Consider the following 16,091-nt stretch of genomic DNA (forward strand, 5'->3'; position numbering starts at 1 on the left):
AAGCAGGCCGGCGAAGCTTACGAACGGTCTGGTGTCAACGCGCACGAGCGACGCCACCGGTTCAGGTGAGGTCGATCCAGTAATCCAGCTCGACGCGGTCGGACGGGATGACGATGTCGGTCGCGACCTCGACGACGCGCTGCCCGGCGTAGGTCTGCCGGGTGATCGTCACGACCGGTGTGCCGGAAGGGATGCGCAGTGCCTCGGTCTCCTCACGGACCGGCATGCGGGCGCGCACGCGCTCGCGGATGCCGGTGATGACGATCCCGAGGCTGTAGAGCTGGGCGGTATTGCCGCCGGGCCACGGCTCGTTCGCCGGATCGGCGACCGGCGTCCCGGCGACGTCGGCCAAGAGCAGACAAGACACGGACATCTGCTGGGGTACGCCGTGCGCGCGGAACACGAAGCGCCGCTCCAGGAGCATCGTGCCGGCCTCGACGCCGAGGAGTTCCGCGCGGGCGGCGGAGGCGGGGACTTCGGCGAACTCCTTGTCCAGCGTGTAATCCGACCATCGCACCGCCTGGTCCGCGGTGAACGCGGTCTCGGGCTCTGTGGCCCCACGGATCTGGTCGAGTTCGCGACGGTAGCGGTCGGAGCCGAGCCGGCGGACGGGCATGACGGGGCGGGCGTAGGTGCCGCGGCCCTGTTCGGTGACGGCGAGGCCTTCGGCGCGGAGGAGGCCGATCGCCTCGCGGACGGTGCCGCGGGAGACGCCGAACTCGTCCATCAGCGCGGTTTCGCTGGGCAGTAGTGATCCAGCGGGTATGGCGCCGGCGAGCATCCGGCGGCGTAGTTCGTCGGCGACCGTGCGGTATCGCGGCCGGTCGGGGTGCGGGCTAGACACGTCGGCCACCCTACGCCGCTCCTGAACTCATACAGATGAGATAAGCGAACCACACGTCTAGACGAGTCGTCTAGACAGGTGTACGTTCGGTGCCGCAGCCAGCACTTCTTCGGTGTTTCTAGGGCTAGACGCATCGGTGCTGGCTGCCCGCAGACCGGTGCGGCGGTACTCGGCCCGCAGCGGGTGCCACCGTGCCGCCGGTCTGAGCGAGGTACCGCCGCATCACCGAAGTCGCGACCGGGATGGACCGGCTGAGTGGTGCCTCAGCAGCCAATGCACAGCCGCTCATGCCTGCCGTCAAGACCTTTGGAGGTCGCGATGCGTCCGTGGAAGCGCATCAAGTGGTTCTTCAACCCGCACGATTCAGGGGAACCCATCAAGGTCGTCTCACATGCGGTGCCAGTGCCGATGCGCGGTCACAGTGACCCCGCGTGGAACGCTCCGACGACGCGTTACCAAGCGTTCCGTCTGACGCCGGGCCAGCGCGCCCGGGGTCACGGCGGCCGATGGCCGGCCGCCTTCCCGCACGTGGAACCGGCTGCCCCGCGGCGTCGCCCGGCCATCGTGCCGGGCACCGTGCTCGACGTCGCTCCGCTTGACCACCGCGGTGACGGCGGCCGGCTGTCCATCCGCGTGACGGAGATCGGCGAGGAGTACCGGCGGGTGCCCACGCTCGAATGGCTGCGCGTCAGAGGCGTGGTCCTACGACCCGATGGCGTGCCCGGCGACGAGACGAGCGCCTGGATTCGCGCTGCCGCTCTTGCTGAAGCCGTTCGGCCGCCCGGCTGGCTGCCGACGCCGAATCGGTAAGCGCGTCCCAATAACAAGCTCGGTCAGAAGGGAGACGAGAAAGTGGAAGACGCGGAACAGGAACCCCCGGGCCGGCACAACGGCAACCCTGGCGAGACAGGCGAACACAGGTCGCAGATGGTCATCGTTCATCCGGACGTCTTTGACGACGCGACCGTACGGGCCTGGCTGTGCCATGTGCCCGGAAGCGACGTGGACCCTGCGGTGATAACGATCGAGGTCGAGAATCTTGAGATGCGCGCCCGGCGGACGCTGACCCCCGGCCTGACTCGGGCATTCATCAACGCACTGATGGAGCTGCGCAGATTGCGGAGGGCCGGCGAGCGCCGCAACTTGGTCGACGGGCATCGCGCGTGGTGCAGCCGACAGGAGAATGTCGGCGAGCCTCACCGGTCGCGGGAACTGGAAGCGACCGAGGAGCACAACGGGGACGTCATCCGAGTCTGGCTGGCTCAGGGCGCGAACCGGCAGGAGAAACTAGCGGCGATGGCGTACGTCGAGATGCTGACCAACGATGTGCTGCTGGAGTGGCCGCCGCTGACCGTGTTCCAGCACCACGCCTTGCTCCGCCGGCTCGCCTCACTCCTGGATCAGCCGTACCCGTCCGACGCGGAGACGCTCGCACTGCCCCGATCCACATAACCACCGAGGGCTCGGCTGACTATCTGCCATCCGAACGCGGGTGCGCCGCAGTCCCTGGCTCGCAACCGGGATCCGCCGCGGCGCGCCCATCTCGGTGCGCCGCCGCCTGACCAACGGCACAACAGGCGGCGGCGCACCCCTGCCGTCCTCGAACCGAGAGCCGCATTGAATGACTCACCTTGACCATGCCGACGTCATAGACGGGTGGCTACCCCTTCACGACGATGCCGCCGGTGCCGCACACCTCCAAGCCGCACGCGCCACGGCGGACACCATCGCGCTGCGCAACTCCGCCGATCCCACCGGACCCGCGCTGCTGCTCCCTCGCTCCGCTCTCCGCGGCCTCGTCGAGACGATCCGTACGGATGCGATCGATGACCTGCTCGGGCCCCCTTCAACGGATCACCCCGCCTGGTGCGCGGGGACGGAGTGGTCCGGCCGGCGGCACCGATCCAGCGTTCTCCTGGCGCACCGCGCCGATGACCTCACCGAAGTCCGGGTCTGGGTCATGCAGCCGCCCGGAGCCGACTCCGAAACCGTGATGATCAGCGCCGAAGAAGCGGACGGCAACCGCAAGCGTCTGGTGCTGACCGACGAGCGCATCTCTCGCCTGATCATGGCGACCGAGGAACTCGAACGCCTCTCGGCGCACTGCGAGACGTATATGGGAACCGACGGCCTGTCGCACCCGATGTGGTGCGTAGGCGCCGGCGGCGAAGCGCCGGGCTGGAGGCATCGATCCGACACGCAGATCGTCGCCGGCGGATCCAGGGGTGAGATCGACGCGGAGTCCATCGACCTACAACTCATCCAGACCATCGGACGCTTCGCGGAGCCCAACGAACCAACCCGCGTGCTGCTCAACACCTTGAACGGCAACGAGCACACTTGCTGGATCCTCGAACTTCACCAACTCCCGTTGATCCGCCGAGCCCTGGCTGATATCCAAAGATGGCGATCACGGACGCCTGAGCAGCACGACCACCCGTAATGTGCGCCCGGCCAGGGATACGGCCAGGCGACCGCCGCATTCCCGGCCCTCTATCAGCCGGGTCGAACGACACGGACACGATCACGCCTGATCGCTCCCTCTCCCGAAGCGATACGCATCATCGCTGCACCGGTAACGCATCGATGATGCGCGCTGCCTTCATCGGCAGCGCACGATGTCTCCGGTTGACTGGTTGTCAACGGAGGAACGCTTCGGAGGGAGGTTGAGCATCATGCTTCAGTCAGAGACGACCGAGCCGCGCCGCGGGCGGGACGCCTGCCAGGCGCGGACGGCCGTGGGGCGCCAGGCCGGGGAGCGGCCGAACATGCGGTCGGCGGCGGGGGCCTGGCCGCGGGAGACGTAGGCGGCCCAGGTGGCGCGGCTGATCGGCGCGCCGGCTGATCGCAGGTACGCGAGTACGTCTTCGGTCGTCCACCAGTCGGCGGGCAGGCTGTTGTCCGTCGTCTCGGCCATCACGGGCGAGCCTACGCGAGTCTCGCCGCGAGCTGCGCGCTCGCATCATCACGGTCTGCACCGCGTCAGCGGGTAGGCAATCGTCGATTGACGAATACAACGTCGAGCTGTAGCGTCCGCGATATCGAATACAACGTTGTGTTGTATTCGAGGTGCGATGCCGTTCCATCGATCTCGTCTGAGAGGAACCACGTTCATGAGCACCAGCAAGCAGCGCTTCGACCCGGACGAGCCGGGGCCGGCGCCCGAGAGTCTGGACGCGATCGACCGGGAGTGGCCGCTGATCCAGGCGGAGATGGAACTCGTCGCGGCGGAGATCCGGGTGTTGACGGCGGAGCCGTCGCCGTCCGCGATCGAGTGGCGCCGACTGCGGCTGGCGGAGCGCCGGGTGCTGCACGAGGCGGCGATCCTGGTCGCCCGGCTGACCGAGTCGTCCGACCGGGTGGCGTGACACCACGGGTCCGTACCGAACCCACTTTTGCTTTGCCGGCCACGGGTTTTCGTGGCATCGGACCGGATCGGAGGATCCGATGAGTCTCGGAATTTTCTCCCTCATCCTGCTCGGGCTGCTCGCGGTGCTGGTCACCGACCGCAAGACGCGCGGGCGGATCGTGTGCACGGCGCTGTGCGCGTTCATGCTCGGCCTGGTCGTCGCCGGCTCGAACGGCGTGCTGACCAAGCCGGCTGATGCGCTGGTCGACGGCGTGCGGTCGGGCATGACCGCGATCGGGAACTCGCTCGGTGGTGGCGAGTGACGTACCGCCAGTTGGTCCGACTTCGGTGGGGCGTGCGGGGCGTGCTGGTGCTCGGCGTCGCGACGTCGGTCGCGGCGAACGTCCTGCACGCCGAGCCGAACCTGATCTCGCAGGCCATCTCGGCGTGGCCGCCGCTCGCGCTGCTGCTCACCGTCGAGCTGATCTCCCGGGTGCCGGTGCATCGGCGCGGGCTCGCGGCCGTGCGCGTGGCGGCGACGGCGATCATCGCGGGGATCGCGGCGTGGGTGTCGTACTGGCACATGGCGGGCGTCGCGGCCCGCTACGGCGAGGAAGGCGCGGCGCCGTACCTGATCCCGATCTCGGTTGATGGTCTGGTCGTTGTCGCGTCCGTCTGCCTGGTCGAACTCTCCGGCCGGATTCAAGCGACCACGGTTTCACTCCCCGAGGTCGTGCCGGCGTCCAAGGAAAGTCCGGCACCGACACCGGAGAAGTCAGACACCACAACGGACACAGACCCGGACACGGGTACGGCGTTCGCGCTGGATACGGCGGATGAACCGCAAACCGAAACCGCGAGCGACAGCGACGGCGGAAGTCCGGACAGCGAGCCGCAGCCCGAGCCGGTCGGGCTCCGGAGGCCGAAGCGCAAGCGGGACACCGCGTCCGCGATCGCCCGGTTGCGAGAACGGCATCCCGACATGAGCGCGGTCGAGATCGCGCGGCGGGTCGGGGTCACCGATCGGACCGTGCGTCGGCACCTGCGTACCCCCGTGATCGAAGCCGCATGAAGGAGATTCCCGGAATGAGTGCGACCGCACGACACCTGGCCTTCGCGCTCCAAGCGCTGGGCGAGACCACGAACGACGTCGCGGAGTTCCTGACCGCGGGCGGGTGGACCGGGCTACGCAGCGACGGGCGGGCCTGCCCGATCGCGATCTACCTCAGCAGCGTCGTGCCGAACATCAGCGATGTCTACGTGACGCCGTACGAGCTGGTGGTCGTCACGGCCGACGGCGAGGAGATCGACACCGTGTTGCCGGTCGGGCCGTCCGACTTCGTGTCCGCGTTCGACGACGGCGCGTATGACGATCTCGCGGCCGTGATCACGGATGAGTTCGGTGAGGTCACCGACGACCTCGAACGGTAGCTGCGCCCGGGGCGCGGCCATCCGGCCTCGAAGACCTCCGGCCGCGCCCCGGCTTCCTCGTCAGCCCTGCAACGAGACCTCTGCGGAGGAGACCATCATGACAAGCCCTGACGACTTCGATTGGGCTCGGCACGAAGCCGAACTGACCGGCGCGGCACCGCCGGTCGACACCCCGGAAGCCCTGACGCCGCGTCGGTGGAGCGCGGCCGGGCTGCGGGCCGCGAGACGCCGGCCGATCATCCCGGCGTGGGCGCGGTCGCGCACCGAACTGAAGATCCAGGCTCGGTGGATCGTCGCGTACTACACCCACGTGTGGGCCTATCACCTGACGCGGAGCCCGAAGTACGCGGCGAAGCTGGTCGTGCGGGCGCCGCGTGGGGCGGTCCGGCTCGTCGCCGGGGCAGCCCGGTGGGTGGCCGATGCGGAAGGCGCGCCGGTGCGGGCGGCGGCGGTGCGGCGGGAGAACGCGGAGGAGTACCTCAAGCTCTCCCGGCAGAGAGACGCGCGGGTGCGGCTCCGGACCGCGATGCTGGTCGCGTTCGCGGTCGGCGGGACCGCTGCGGGCGGACTGCTGATGGTCGCCGGGTCGGAATCGGCCTGGTATGCGGTACTTGTCGCCGTGGTGGCAGTGCTCGGCGTGGCAGGCACGCCGGCCGACCGGCCGCTCGTCGACACCGCGGTCTCGACGACGCGGGCGCCGAACCTGACCTCCGACGTGGTGCTGTCCGCGCTCGGCGCAATCGGGGTCGCCGGCATCAACCAGGCGATCTCCCGGCGTGGGCTTCAGGACGCGATCCGGTTCGCGGAGCCGATCAGCCGAGACGGACCGGGATGGCGGGCCGTCGTCGATCTGCCGCCGGGCGTCACGGTCGATCAGGTGGTGGAGAAGCGGAAGGAGTTGGCGTCCGCGCTGAGCCGGCCGCTCGGGTGTGTCTGGCCGGAGGGCAACATCGAGGTGCACCCGGGTCGGCTGGTGCTGTGGGTTGGCGACGACGACCTCTCGAAGACGGAGGCGCCGAGCTGGCCGCTGCTGAAGAGCGGAACGGCGAGCCTGTTCCGGCCGGTGCCGTTCGGCACCGACCAGCGCGGACGGCCGGTCGGGGTGACGCTGATGTTCGCCTCGATGGTGATCGGCTCGATTCCGCGGGTCGGCAAGACGGTCGCGGCGCGGCTGCTGTTGCTCGCCGGGGCGCTCGACGTGCTCGCGGAGCTCCACGCATACGACCTCAAGGGCATGGGCGATCTCGCGCCGGTCGAGCCGGTCTGCCATCGGTATCGAGCCGGGTCCGATGACGACGATGTCGCCTATGGGCTGGCGGACATGCGCGAGCTGTCGACGGAACTGACGCGGCGAGCACGGGTGCTGCGAGAGTTGTCGCGGGAGCTGTGCCCGGAATCGAAGATCACGCCGGAGTTGGCCGCGCGTGCGACGTACCGGCTGCATCCGATCTTGATCGTGGTGGACGAGTGTCAAAGGTGGTTCGAGCACTCCGAGCACGGTGAAGAGTTGCGGGAGATCGCGGAAGATCTCGTCCGGCGCGGGCCGGCCGCGGGGATCATCGCGGTATTCGCCACGCAACGGCCGGACGCGAAGTCGCTGCCCACGGGCATCTCCGGCAACGCGGTACTGCGGTTCTGCCTCAAGGTCATGGGGCAGATGGAGAACGACATGGTCCTCGGCACCAGCGCGTACCGCAACGGCGTGCGGGCAACCATGTTCAGCCGGCGCGACCTCGGGATCGGGTACCTCGCCGGGGAAGGCGACGAGCCGCAGATCACCCGGACATACAACGTCGACGGGCCGGCGGCCGAAATCGTGGTGCGGCGGGCGCGTGGGCTGCGGGAGGAGGCGGGACGGATCACCGGGCATGCGCTCGGGGAAGAGTTCGCGCCGCAAGCCGTCGCCTCCGTCTCGGTACTCGACGACATCGCGGCCGTGGTGCTGAGCGACGAGACCAAAGTCTGGTGCGAGACCGTCGCAGCGCGGCTCGCGGAGCTGCGGCCGGAGACCTACGCGGGGTGGGACGGCGAACAGGTGACGGTGGCGCTCAAGCCGTACCGGGTCAAGGTCCGCCAGGTCTGGGGCACCGACCGGACCACCGGGCTCGGCGCTAACCGGCGCGGTTTCGAGAGAGCGCAGCTCCTCGCGGCCATCGCGGAACGTAACCGGCGCCGAGACGCCAGATAGGCCGCGACTGGTGCTAGGTCTAGCACCCACGGGCCGCTAGACCTAGCACCTCCGCTAGCAGGCAGAAGCCTCACTGAACAGGACGCTAGCAACCTAGCGGCCTTCCCCACGCATGTCCTGAAACCGGCAACGGAGGCGCTCGTGCACCCCTCGCAGCTGCTAGAGACCCTGCCCTGCCTCGCATCTCTCCTCGTCGCTATCAGTTACCTCGGGCTCTGCCGGATCAACCCGTTTGCACGGTGCCGCGTCTGCCGTGGGAGCGGCCGGGCGCGGCGCCAGTTCGGTCGGGTCAGCCGGGCGTGCCGGCGATGCGACGGCACCGGGCTCCGCGTGCGGGCCGGCACCCGCGCGATCAACCGAGCCGCGCGGCTCTACCGCGACGGCACGAACTGAGCGGCGAGCCGGTCATGGCAAAACAGCAACGCGCGCTCCGGATCGATCTCGGCGACGGGCTCGGGCTCGTCGAGCTGCGCCGGCAAGCCGACGAGAACGGCCGGACCTGGGCGGAGATCCGGATGCAGATCCCGCTCGGCGACAGCGAAGCCGCAGCACGACGGCAACTGATCGCGCTTCTGCTCCGACTTCGAGAACTCGCCGCTGACGTGGCCGCGCGGCGGCGGCCCGGACCGCGGCCCTGATCACAAGCGTGGAAAGGACTTCGCAGTGAAGGCAAAGACTGTGCGCACGACTCGCGTCGATGCCAAACAGGATCAACCGATAACGATCCGCATCACCGATCTGCCAGACCTCGTCTCCGCGGTCGACCACCAGGAGGAGCGCATGCAGGTCACCGATGACCGCATGGTGCTGACCATGGAAGAGGCGGCCCACCGGCTCGGGATCGGCCGCACCACCATGTACGCCCTCGTCATGAACGGCGAGATCCGCTCCGTCACGATCGGCCGGCTCCGCCGCGTTCCTGTCCGGTGCCTCACCGAGTACGTCGATCACCTGCTCGACGCCGGCTCGCCGGACGAGCCGGTCTCAGGGGCGTAGTGGATGAAGAAGACGCGAAAGCCGAACGGTACGTCGAGCATCTACCTGGGCAAGGACGGCTACTGGCACGGGCGGGTGACGGTCGGCGTCAAGAACAACGGCGAGCCGGACCGTCGCCACGTGCAGGCCACGACCCGACCCGAGGTGCACGAGAAGGTACGGGTGCTGGAGCGTCAGCGCGAAAACGGCTCTGTGCGCAAGGTCGGTCAGCGCTGGACGGTGGAGAAGTGGCTGACGCACTGGGTCGAGAACATCGCGGCCGAGTCCGTCTCCGACAACACCCTGTCCGGCTACCGGGTGGCGGTCCGGAAGCATCTGATCCCGGGAGTGGGCGCGCACCGGCTCGAAAAGCTGGAGCCGGAAAACCTGGAAACGCTGTACCGGCAGATGATGCGCCAGGGCAGTGCGGCTGGCACCGCCCACCAGGCGCACCGCACCATCCGCACCGCCCTCAACGAGGCGATGCGGCGTGGCCACCTCACCCGGAATCCAGCGGCCCTCGCCAAGCCACCGAAGCTCAGCGACGAGGAGATCGAGCCGTACACCGTCGCAGACATCCGCGCGCTGCTCGCTGCCGCCAGCGACAGGCGAAACAGCGCTCGGTGGGCAATCGCTCTGGCACTCGGGCTACGACAGAGCGAGGCGCTCGGACTGCGGTGGTCGGATGTCGACCTGATCGAGGGCCGCCTCACGGTGCGACGGGCGCGGCAACGCCCGCGATGGCAGCACGGGTGTGGAAATACGTGCGGCCGGAAGTTCGGCGGGCACTGCCCGAAACGGAGGTCTGCTCGCGAGGAGGTCAAGGAGACCAAGTCTCGCGCTGGTCGGCGCAGCATGGGCCTTCCCGATGAGCTAATCGCTCTACTGAAGAAGCACCGTGACGAGCAGGCCCGTGAACGCGAGCGCGCGGCTCAACTATGGGGCGACGGCGACTGGCTGTTCGCCACACCGGCCGGCGCGCCACTCAACCCACGCACCGACTATGACGAGTGGAAGCGCCTGCTAAAGCTCTCAGGGCTCCGCGATGGCCGCCTCCACGATGCGCGCCACACTGCCGCCACCGTTCTACTTCTACTCGGCGTACCCGAACGCACTGTCATGGGCATCATGGGTTGGTCAAGTACCACAATGGCGGCTCGATACCAGCACATCACGGCAGAGGTTCATCGCGATATCGCGAAGCGTGTTGGCGAACTTATATGGACGCCCGAAAGGCAAAAATCGCGGAAGAAGAAAAAGTCACAAAAATCCCAGCCAAAGAGATAGGTTTCGAACGCTCACGCCAACCCCCAAGCAACGCGACCCGAGTGAAAGCGGCCGAGATTTGACGGCATCTCCACAGGTCAGGCTAGCGCGACCGAGCCCTAACGTCCAGAATTACATGACTGTAACTCATTCTTGCCACACGTGTACGAATGAGAAAATTCTGGACGACCGAAGGGTCGATGCTTACATTGAGTTGATGGAAGAGGGATATCAAGATTCAATCTCGCCCGTCCCGGCCGCAGCCATGACTCCCTTCCTGTCGCTAACAATACTTGAGATCACAATCGATGATCTTGAAGTAGGTTACGGTCGACTCGTCGAGGAGGTCGGCAAGCGCGCGCTGAAGTGCCGCCGCGGGCGACGATCTATTGCGGCCAGCGGCATCCAGGCCGAAGACTGCGACGAGCACGGATTCGGCTGGGCCGCTGACGCAGATCACAGCCTCGACGCGATGGTCGTCCAATGTGAGCACCATCCCGGCTGGATGAAAGAGGATCATATATATACCGATCGGGAGCACAAGCTTGTCATCCTGTTAAGGCGACGCGCGCTTGTGGCCGTTCACGCAGATCTTCCCGGCCTAAGGGACTCGATTCAAAGCTGGCTAGACAACTCCCCTCCGCCCCCATTTCGACGAATCACAGAAGGCGTCATGCACGCCGCTTTTATTCGCGGAGATGCCAAGGGTCTCTGGCTGCGCGGGACTCACGCTAGACGCACGACGAAAGCCGACAGCAAAAATATAAGCGGTCGACGATTGAGTGATGCGCTGTTGCCTCATGAAGATTCGTCATTTGCCATGGGCTCCGCCAGAGCAGCACTTCCGAGCGATATCAATCTAAACGCACTTTCAGGAATTATTGGTTCAACGCCACGCAAGTCACAAATGTGGGCCAGGGCGACCGCCAGCATGGCCGATTTTCTCGCTCAGGCAGATGATGCGCTGAGCATGGTTGAAGATGTGATGAGTGCGGGAATAACGATGGATCAACCATATCCTCTCCTCGCACGCAAGGAAGAGAATCTAGGTGTCGTCAAAGGAGCCTTCGACTTCTCGATTTTGGACGCGGCGAATATTGCCTCCGTGCCGAATGTGGACCCGGATTTGGCTGAAGCAGCAGAGCTGCTATCGGACTCAATTCTTGAGATTCAAGGATCTTCAACATCGTCGAATTTCGTCTTGCAAGTCGGAGAGCATGGAGCCATCTGCGGATCACTCTCAGGAAGAATTAATGCTGGCAAGGATTGCGTGACTTTCAATTTTGGATATAAAGGCGAGCCAACAAACGGCCCACCGGTTCGGCGAATACTGACGGCCTTAAACCTCTACGCGGACAGCTTGCTGACTATCTACTTTGAGTCAGGTCACACAGTCGTCGAGAAAGCCCTCTGGAAGCGTGAGATCCGGAGCGCGCCTTTCCCAAACTGGGAATTCCATGACTTAAGGCCGTTCGACATCACTTGTGAGAAACCGCCGGTGAAGGGCGATCAAAAGATTCATGATGCAATCGGCGTCGCAGGCGACACATCGCTCTTTGCCTGGGTGGTGCAGCACTACGCTAACGGATGGCTAATCTGCGATGACGGCTCCGGCGAGGTGGCAGACTTCATCCACATATCTCCCGACAGGGACGCCACCCTGAGCCTGATCCATGTAAAGGGCGCGGCAAGTAGCACCGCTCGGCGACAAATCGCCGTAGGCCCGTACGAGGTAGTGTCAAGCCAGGCGGCGAAAAATATACGCTATTTGTCATCGGAGCATCTACACAAGGCGCTATCAGATCCGTCGATTGCCAGGCCGGCCTGCTGGACAGATGGAAAGCGAGTGTCGGGACGGTCTGAATTTCTAGAGATGCTGGAGTGTCGCCGGCAATCCGACCCGGTCCGCGTAGTTATAGTCCAGCCCCATGTCAGTGAGGCGATCCACGTAACCACCTCGAATGACCGAGACAGAGGCTTAAATAACACGCCAAACGTTCTGAGAATGTCCCTTCTGGACGCACTCCTAAACACCGCGAGATCTTCAATCGTCGGATGCGGCGCCGATCTACATGTGATCGGTGGACATCTCTGACGCTCCGTGTTGGCTGTCGGGCGGTCAACCTCCACCAGTCAGCCCGTGGCGAGGTGCTGGCGAGACAGCGAACTGAGACAACAACTGAGACTAGCGATCTTCAAACGAGAAAACGCCCGGCCGCTGCTCTCGCAGCTGCCGGGCGTTTGCCCTGCTAGATGGCGGTGGCGGCGGGATTTGAACCCGCGGAGGGCGTAAACCCTCACACGCTTTCGAGGCGTGCTCCTTAGGCCACTCGGACACACCACCGGTAGGTACGTTACCGGACGCCTTCGCGGGCCCGCGCGCGGGGGAGGCGCTTCCGTGACCAGGGTCGGAGGTGGCCTGGCATGATCGGCGGCATGAGTGTGCACATCGGCGCTGAGCCAGGTCAGATCGCCCCGCGGGTTCTCATGCCGGGGGATCCGCTGCGGGCGAAGTGGATCGCGGAGACGTTCCTGACGGATGCGACGTGCTACACGTCGGTGCGGGGGATGCTCGGGTTCACCGGCACGTACCGTGGGGTCGAGGTGTCGGTGCAGGGGTCCGGCATGGGTATGCCGTCGGCGACCATCTACGCCCATGAGCTGATCAACGAGTACGGCGTGCGGACGCTGATCCGGGTCGGGACGTGCGGCGCGCTGGCCGACGACCTGAACCTGCGGGACGTGATCGCGGTGAACGGTGCGTCGACGGACTCCAGCATGAACCGGCAGCGGTTCGACGGGCTGATCGACTACGCGCCGGTCGCGGACTTCGGGCTGCTCCGGACCGCGGTCGCCACGGCCGAGCAGCGGGACATCCCGGTGCGGGTGGGTCCGATCCTCGCGGCGGACCTGTTCTACACGGACCGGATGGACCTCTACGACCGTCTCGCCGACTACGGGGTGCTCGCGGTCGAGATGGAGTCGGCGGCGCTGTTCACCACGGCGGCCCGCTACCGGGCGAAGGCGCTGACCCTGCTGACCGTCAGCGACCACATCAAACGCGGCGAGAAGACCACGTCCCAGGAGCGTGAGCAGACGTTCTCCGCCATGGTCGAGATCGCCCTCGACACGGCCGTCACGGCCTGACGCGCGGGCCCGGCACCCGGCGATCGGGTGCCGGGTCAGTCGTCGAAGAAGTCGCGCAGCATGCGGGCGCACTCCGGCTCCAGGACGCCGGCGTAGACCTCGGGGCGGTGGTTGAGGCGGCGGTCGCGGACGACGTCCCAGAGCGAGCCGACCGCGCCGGTCTTCGGTTCCCACGCGCCGAAGACGACCGTCGCCACGCGGGCCAGGACCAGGGCGCCGGCACACATCGTGCAGGGTTCGAGCGTGACCACCAGGGTGCAGCCGGTCAGCCGCCACTCGCCGACGATCTCGGCGGCGCGGCGCAGGGCCAGGATCTCGGCGTGGGCGGTGGGGTCGCCGGTGAGTTCGCGTTCGTTGCGGGCCGTCGCCAGCTCGGTGCCGTCCGGACCGAGGATTACAGCCCCCACGGGTACGTCGTCGGCCGCGCCCGCGGCCACCGACAGCGCCCGCCGCATCCACCGCTCGTGCCGTTCCCGCCGCGTCTCCACGCCAGCATTCTTCCCACCGGCCGACGCCCGCCCACGAACCGCCCCGACAGCGACCCGGCCCGGCCACGAGCCAGCCCGGCCACGCACGAGCCCGGCCACGCACCAGCCATGACGGCGCCGGCCACCTCAGTGCCGCAGCGCGTGCTCCCGCAGCTCGTCCACGGCCTCCGCGCTACCGACGATCTGCTCGCACAACTCGTGCGTGACGTCCGAGGGGTGCACTCCTTCCCGTCCGCACAACACCAGCAGATCATGCGACGAGATCCCCAGGTCGGCCAGCAGGTCCGGGTCGCCGATCGGGTCGATCTCCGGCTCGTCCGGCGCGTGTGCCGTCGACGCCGAGCCTTCCTCGACCCCTTCGGTCACCGACTCGATCTCGCTGTGGATCTCGATCGCGGGCATCTCGATGTCGCTGAGCAGCAGCGCGCCCAGCCGGGACTCCTCCGCGAAGATCGAGTCCGAGCCGAAGACACGCGGATCCTCCCCCTCGTCGAGCCGCATGATCACCAGGTAGGAGTCGTCGGACTCGACGAAGAGCAGGCTGAGGTCGGCGTCGTGGTCGACGTCGCGCAGGCGGTCGGCGATGTCCTCGGTGTCCGCGGCGCCGGTGAGCGCGAGGTCTGAAGCGGACCAACCACTCGGGCCCCGGACCAGGGCGGCAGCGAAGTACGACATTGGGTCCCCCCGAATACCAGCCGTCGATACGCGTGACGCTAGTCGGTGCAAGGGCCGCTTATAGGGCATTCCGGAAGCCTGCCGAGATGGGCAATAATTATTTACGACCGGTCGGTCTTTTTGTATCGTCGAGGTCGTGACACGCGACGGACGACTCGCCCGCGGCGACCGCACCCGGGCCGCGGTGCTGGACACGGCCGTGGCGCTGGCGACCCGCGATGGGCTCGACGGCCTGTCACTCGCGCAGGTCGCGGAGGAGTTGCACCTCAGCAAGTCCGCGCTGTTCGCGCACTGGCGCCGCAAGGAGGAGTTGCAGCTTGCCACCATCGAGCGCGCCCGCGAGCAGTGGCTGGAGCAGGTGATCGGCCCGGCGCTGCGCGAGCCCCGGGGCGTACGCCGGCTGTGGGCCCTGCACCGCCGTCGCATCGCGTTCTACGCGGACGCCGTACTCCCCGGTGGGTGTTTCTTCGCGAACGCGGAATTCGAGTTCAATGCGCGTCCGGGGCCGGTCAAGGACCGGCTCGCGGAGATCCTGGCCGACTGGCTCGGCCTGCTGGAACGCCTGGCCCGGGAGGCGATCGAGGCCGGTGAGCTGGTCCCGGAGACCGACCCGGCGCTGCTGGCCTACGAGTCGGAGGCGCTCGGGCTGGCCGCGGTCATGCAGTCCCGGCTGGCCGGCACGGACGCGCCCTACGACCTCGCACTGCGGTCCATGCGTGCCCGCCTGCGATCACTGAGCACCGATCCCGGAACGATCGAGGAGTACGGCCGATGACCACCGCCGAGTACGGCTACACCGCACCCGTCACGATCCACTTCGACGACCTGGACGCGCTCGGTGTCCTGCACAACGCCCGGTACGCGGCGCTGGTCGAGCGCGCGATCCTGGAGTGGTGGGGCGCGCGCGGCTGGGCGTTCGCCGGCGGCCGCCCGACCAGGCCGGACGTGTTCAACGTGATCCGGGAATACTCGGTGACCTTCCACGTGCCGATCGCCGGCACCGGCCGGATCGACGTGCACTTCTGGCTGGAGAAGCTCGGCACCACCAGCGCGGACTACCGCTTCCGCTCCGCGGACGGCTCGGTGGTGCACGCGGAGGGCCGGCGGGTCAACGTCTGCCTGGACCCGGCCACCATGCGCCCGACGCCGTGGTCGGACGAGGTCCGCGTGGCCGGCAAGGAGATCACCAAGGCGTGATCACCAGAGCGGCCAGTCAGCCGTCCCGGCCCAGCGGGTGGCCAGCACGTACGCCGCGATCGCCCAGGCCAGGCCCACGCTGATCGCGATGCCGGCCGCGGCCCCCCGGTCTCCCGAACGGGAGAGCACGGCCGCGGCCAGCCAGGCCACGCCGCCCGCGATCAGCGTCCACCACCCGTACCCGGCGATGTTCGTACCGAGCAGCGGCAGGATCACCATCCAGAACACGCCGCCGAGCAGCCCGGCCATGAACCACGGCGCGCGCACCGGGTGCGGCTCGCGGTAGGTCGGCCGGGGCGGCGCCGGCGGCGGATAGTCACCCGCGTGGCCGAACCGGTGCGCCTCGCGCGCCGCCACTATCGCGGGCGGACCGGCGAAACGGTCGTTGCCCGGCTCGAACGGCGGCGGTGCCGTGAAGGCCGGATCGCCGTAACCGGGCTGTTGCGCCACGTCGCCACGCTCCTGGATGCTCGCGGGAACCTCCCTGAACAGCCTACTGGGGCGGCGTGCCGTGGTACCCGTCTGCCAAGA

20 protein-coding genes and 1 tRNA gene are annotated in these 16,091 nt (G+C 67.3%); 15 read left to right on the forward strand and 6 right to left on the reverse strand.

Annotation, left to right across the window (positions count from 1 at the left end; genetic code table 11):
- Positions 1-61 precede the first annotated feature (61 nt).
- The gene (locus J2S42_RS21110; protein ID WP_307241683.1) at positions 62-844 is read right to left on the reverse strand and encodes a GntR family transcriptional regulator; all 783 of its coding nucleotides are present in this window, start codon (positions 842-844) and stop codon (positions 62-64) included.
- A gap of 318 nt (positions 845-1,162) precedes the next feature.
- On the opposite strand from J2S42_RS21110, the gene J2S42_RS21115 reads away from it, so the two are divergent.
- From J2S42_RS21115 to J2S42_RS21125, 3 genes are all read left to right on the forward strand, one after another.
- Positions 1,163-1,654 (forward strand): hypothetical protein, encoded by a 492-nt coding sequence (locus J2S42_RS21115; protein ID WP_307241685.1) that lies wholly within the window; start codon positions 1,163-1,165, stop codon positions 1,652-1,654.
- Positions 1,655-1,696: 42 nt separating this feature from the next.
- Entirely contained in the window at positions 1,697-2,296 is a 600-nt protein-coding gene (locus J2S42_RS21120) for a hypothetical protein (protein WP_307241687.1), read from the forward strand.
- Between the two features lie 169 nt (positions 2,297-2,465).
- A complete protein-coding gene (locus J2S42_RS21125; protein ID WP_307241689.1) occupies positions 2,466-3,287 on the forward strand; it encodes a DUF397 domain-containing protein in 822 nt (273 codons plus the stop codon).
- A gap of 237 nt (positions 3,288-3,524) precedes the next feature.
- Here the strand turns inward: J2S42_RS21125 and J2S42_RS21130 are convergent, their stop codons facing one another.
- Positions 3,525-3,761, reverse strand: coding sequence for a helix-turn-helix transcriptional regulator (locus J2S42_RS21130; protein ID WP_307241691.1), 237 nt, complete (start codon positions 3,759-3,761; stop codon positions 3,525-3,527).
- 196 nt (positions 3,762-3,957) lie between these two features.
- On the opposite strand from J2S42_RS21130, the gene J2S42_RS21135 reads away from it, so the two are divergent.
- From J2S42_RS21135 to J2S42_RS21175, 9 genes are all read left to right on the forward strand, one after another.
- Positions 3,958-4,212 (forward strand): DUF6284 family protein, encoded by a 255-nt coding sequence (locus J2S42_RS21135; protein WP_307241692.1) that lies wholly within the window; start codon positions 3,958-3,960, stop codon positions 4,210-4,212.
- A gap of 79 nt (positions 4,213-4,291) precedes the next feature.
- A complete protein-coding gene (locus J2S42_RS21140) occupies positions 4,292-4,516 on the forward strand; it encodes a hypothetical protein (protein ID WP_307241694.1) in 225 nt (74 codons plus the stop codon).
- 41 nt (positions 4,517-4,557) lie between these two features.
- Complete coding sequence (locus tag J2S42_RS21145; protein ID WP_307241695.1) at positions 4,558-5,265, forward strand: DUF2637 domain-containing protein; 708 nt, start codon at positions 4,558-4,560, stop codon at positions 5,263-5,265.
- Positions 5,266-5,279: 14 nt separating this feature from the next.
- Positions 5,280-5,624 carry a hypothetical protein gene (locus tag J2S42_RS21150; protein WP_307241697.1) on the forward strand — a complete coding sequence of 115 codons (345 nt, stop codon included), beginning with the start codon at positions 5,280-5,282 and terminating at the stop codon, positions 5,622-5,624.
- 97 nt (positions 5,625-5,721) lie between these two features.
- Positions 5,722-7,812 (forward strand): ATP-binding protein, encoded by a 2,091-nt coding sequence (locus tag J2S42_RS21155; protein ID WP_307241699.1) that lies wholly within the window; start codon positions 5,722-5,724, stop codon positions 7,810-7,812.
- 407 nt (positions 7,813-8,219) lie between these two features.
- Complete coding sequence (locus tag J2S42_RS21160; RefSeq protein ID WP_307241701.1) at positions 8,220-8,450, forward strand: hypothetical protein; 231 nt, start codon at positions 8,220-8,222, stop codon at positions 8,448-8,450.
- Positions 8,451-8,490: 40 nt separating this feature from the next.
- Positions 8,491-8,808, forward strand: a complete 318-nt coding sequence (locus tag J2S42_RS21165; protein ID WP_307241703.1) for a helix-turn-helix domain-containing protein — start codon at positions 8,491-8,493, stop codon at positions 8,806-8,808.
- Positions 8,809-8,811: 3 nt separating this feature from the next.
- Positions 8,812-10,074: a tyrosine-type recombinase/integrase gene (locus J2S42_RS21170; RefSeq protein WP_307241705.1), complete on the forward strand. Its 1,263-nt coding sequence runs from the start codon at positions 8,812-8,814 to the stop codon at positions 10,072-10,074.
- A 196-nt stretch (positions 10,075-10,270) separates the two neighbouring features.
- Complete coding sequence (locus tag J2S42_RS21175; RefSeq protein ID WP_307241707.1) at positions 10,271-12,148, forward strand: hypothetical protein; 1,878 nt, start codon at positions 10,271-10,273, stop codon at positions 12,146-12,148.
- A gap of 159 nt (positions 12,149-12,307) precedes the next feature.
- Here the strand turns inward: J2S42_RS21175 and J2S42_RS21180 are convergent.
- Positions 12,308-12,397 (reverse strand) — tRNA-Ser (locus tag J2S42_RS21180).
- A gap of 92 nt (positions 12,398-12,489) precedes the next feature.
- Here J2S42_RS21180 and deoD point away from each other — a divergent pair.
- A complete protein-coding gene (gene deoD, locus J2S42_RS21185; RefSeq protein WP_307241709.1) occupies positions 12,490-13,200 on the forward strand; it encodes a purine-nucleoside phosphorylase in 711 nt (236 codons plus the stop codon).
- A gap of 35 nt (positions 13,201-13,235) precedes the next feature.
- Here deoD and tadA read toward each other — a convergent pair whose 3' ends face one another.
- Entirely contained in the window at positions 13,236-13,688 is a 453-nt protein-coding gene (gene tadA / locus J2S42_RS21190) for a tRNA adenosine(34) deaminase TadA (RefSeq protein ID WP_307241711.1), read from the reverse strand.
- 126 nt (positions 13,689-13,814) lie between these two features.
- A complete protein-coding gene (locus J2S42_RS21195) occupies positions 13,815-14,363 on the reverse strand; it encodes a tRNA adenosine deaminase-associated protein (protein WP_307241713.1) in 549 nt (182 codons plus the stop codon).
- Between the two features lie 136 nt (positions 14,364-14,499).
- On the opposite strand from J2S42_RS21195, the gene J2S42_RS21200 reads away from it, so the two are divergent.
- The gene (locus J2S42_RS21200) at positions 14,500-15,138 is read left to right on the forward strand and encodes a TetR/AcrR family transcriptional regulator (protein ID WP_307241715.1); all 639 of its coding nucleotides are present in this window, start codon (positions 14,500-14,502) and stop codon (positions 15,136-15,138) included.
- Positions 15,135-15,560, forward strand: coding sequence for an acyl-CoA thioesterase (locus tag J2S42_RS21205; RefSeq protein WP_307241717.1), 426 nt, complete (start codon positions 15,135-15,137; stop codon positions 15,558-15,560). Before J2S42_RS21200 ends, J2S42_RS21205 begins: the two co-directional genes overlap by 4 nt.
- On the opposite strand, the gene J2S42_RS41980 is transcribed toward J2S42_RS21205, so the two are convergent.
- Positions 15,561-16,010: a hypothetical protein gene (locus J2S42_RS41980; protein WP_370879215.1), complete on the reverse strand. Its 450-nt coding sequence runs from the start codon at positions 16,008-16,010 to the stop codon at positions 15,561-15,563.
- Positions 16,011-16,091 lie beyond the last annotated feature (81 nt).

Source organism: Catenuloplanes indicus, from assembly GCF_030813715.1.
Classification (GTDB): Bacteria; Actinomycetota; Actinomycetes; order Mycobacteriales; family Micromonosporaceae; genus Catenuloplanes; species Catenuloplanes indicus.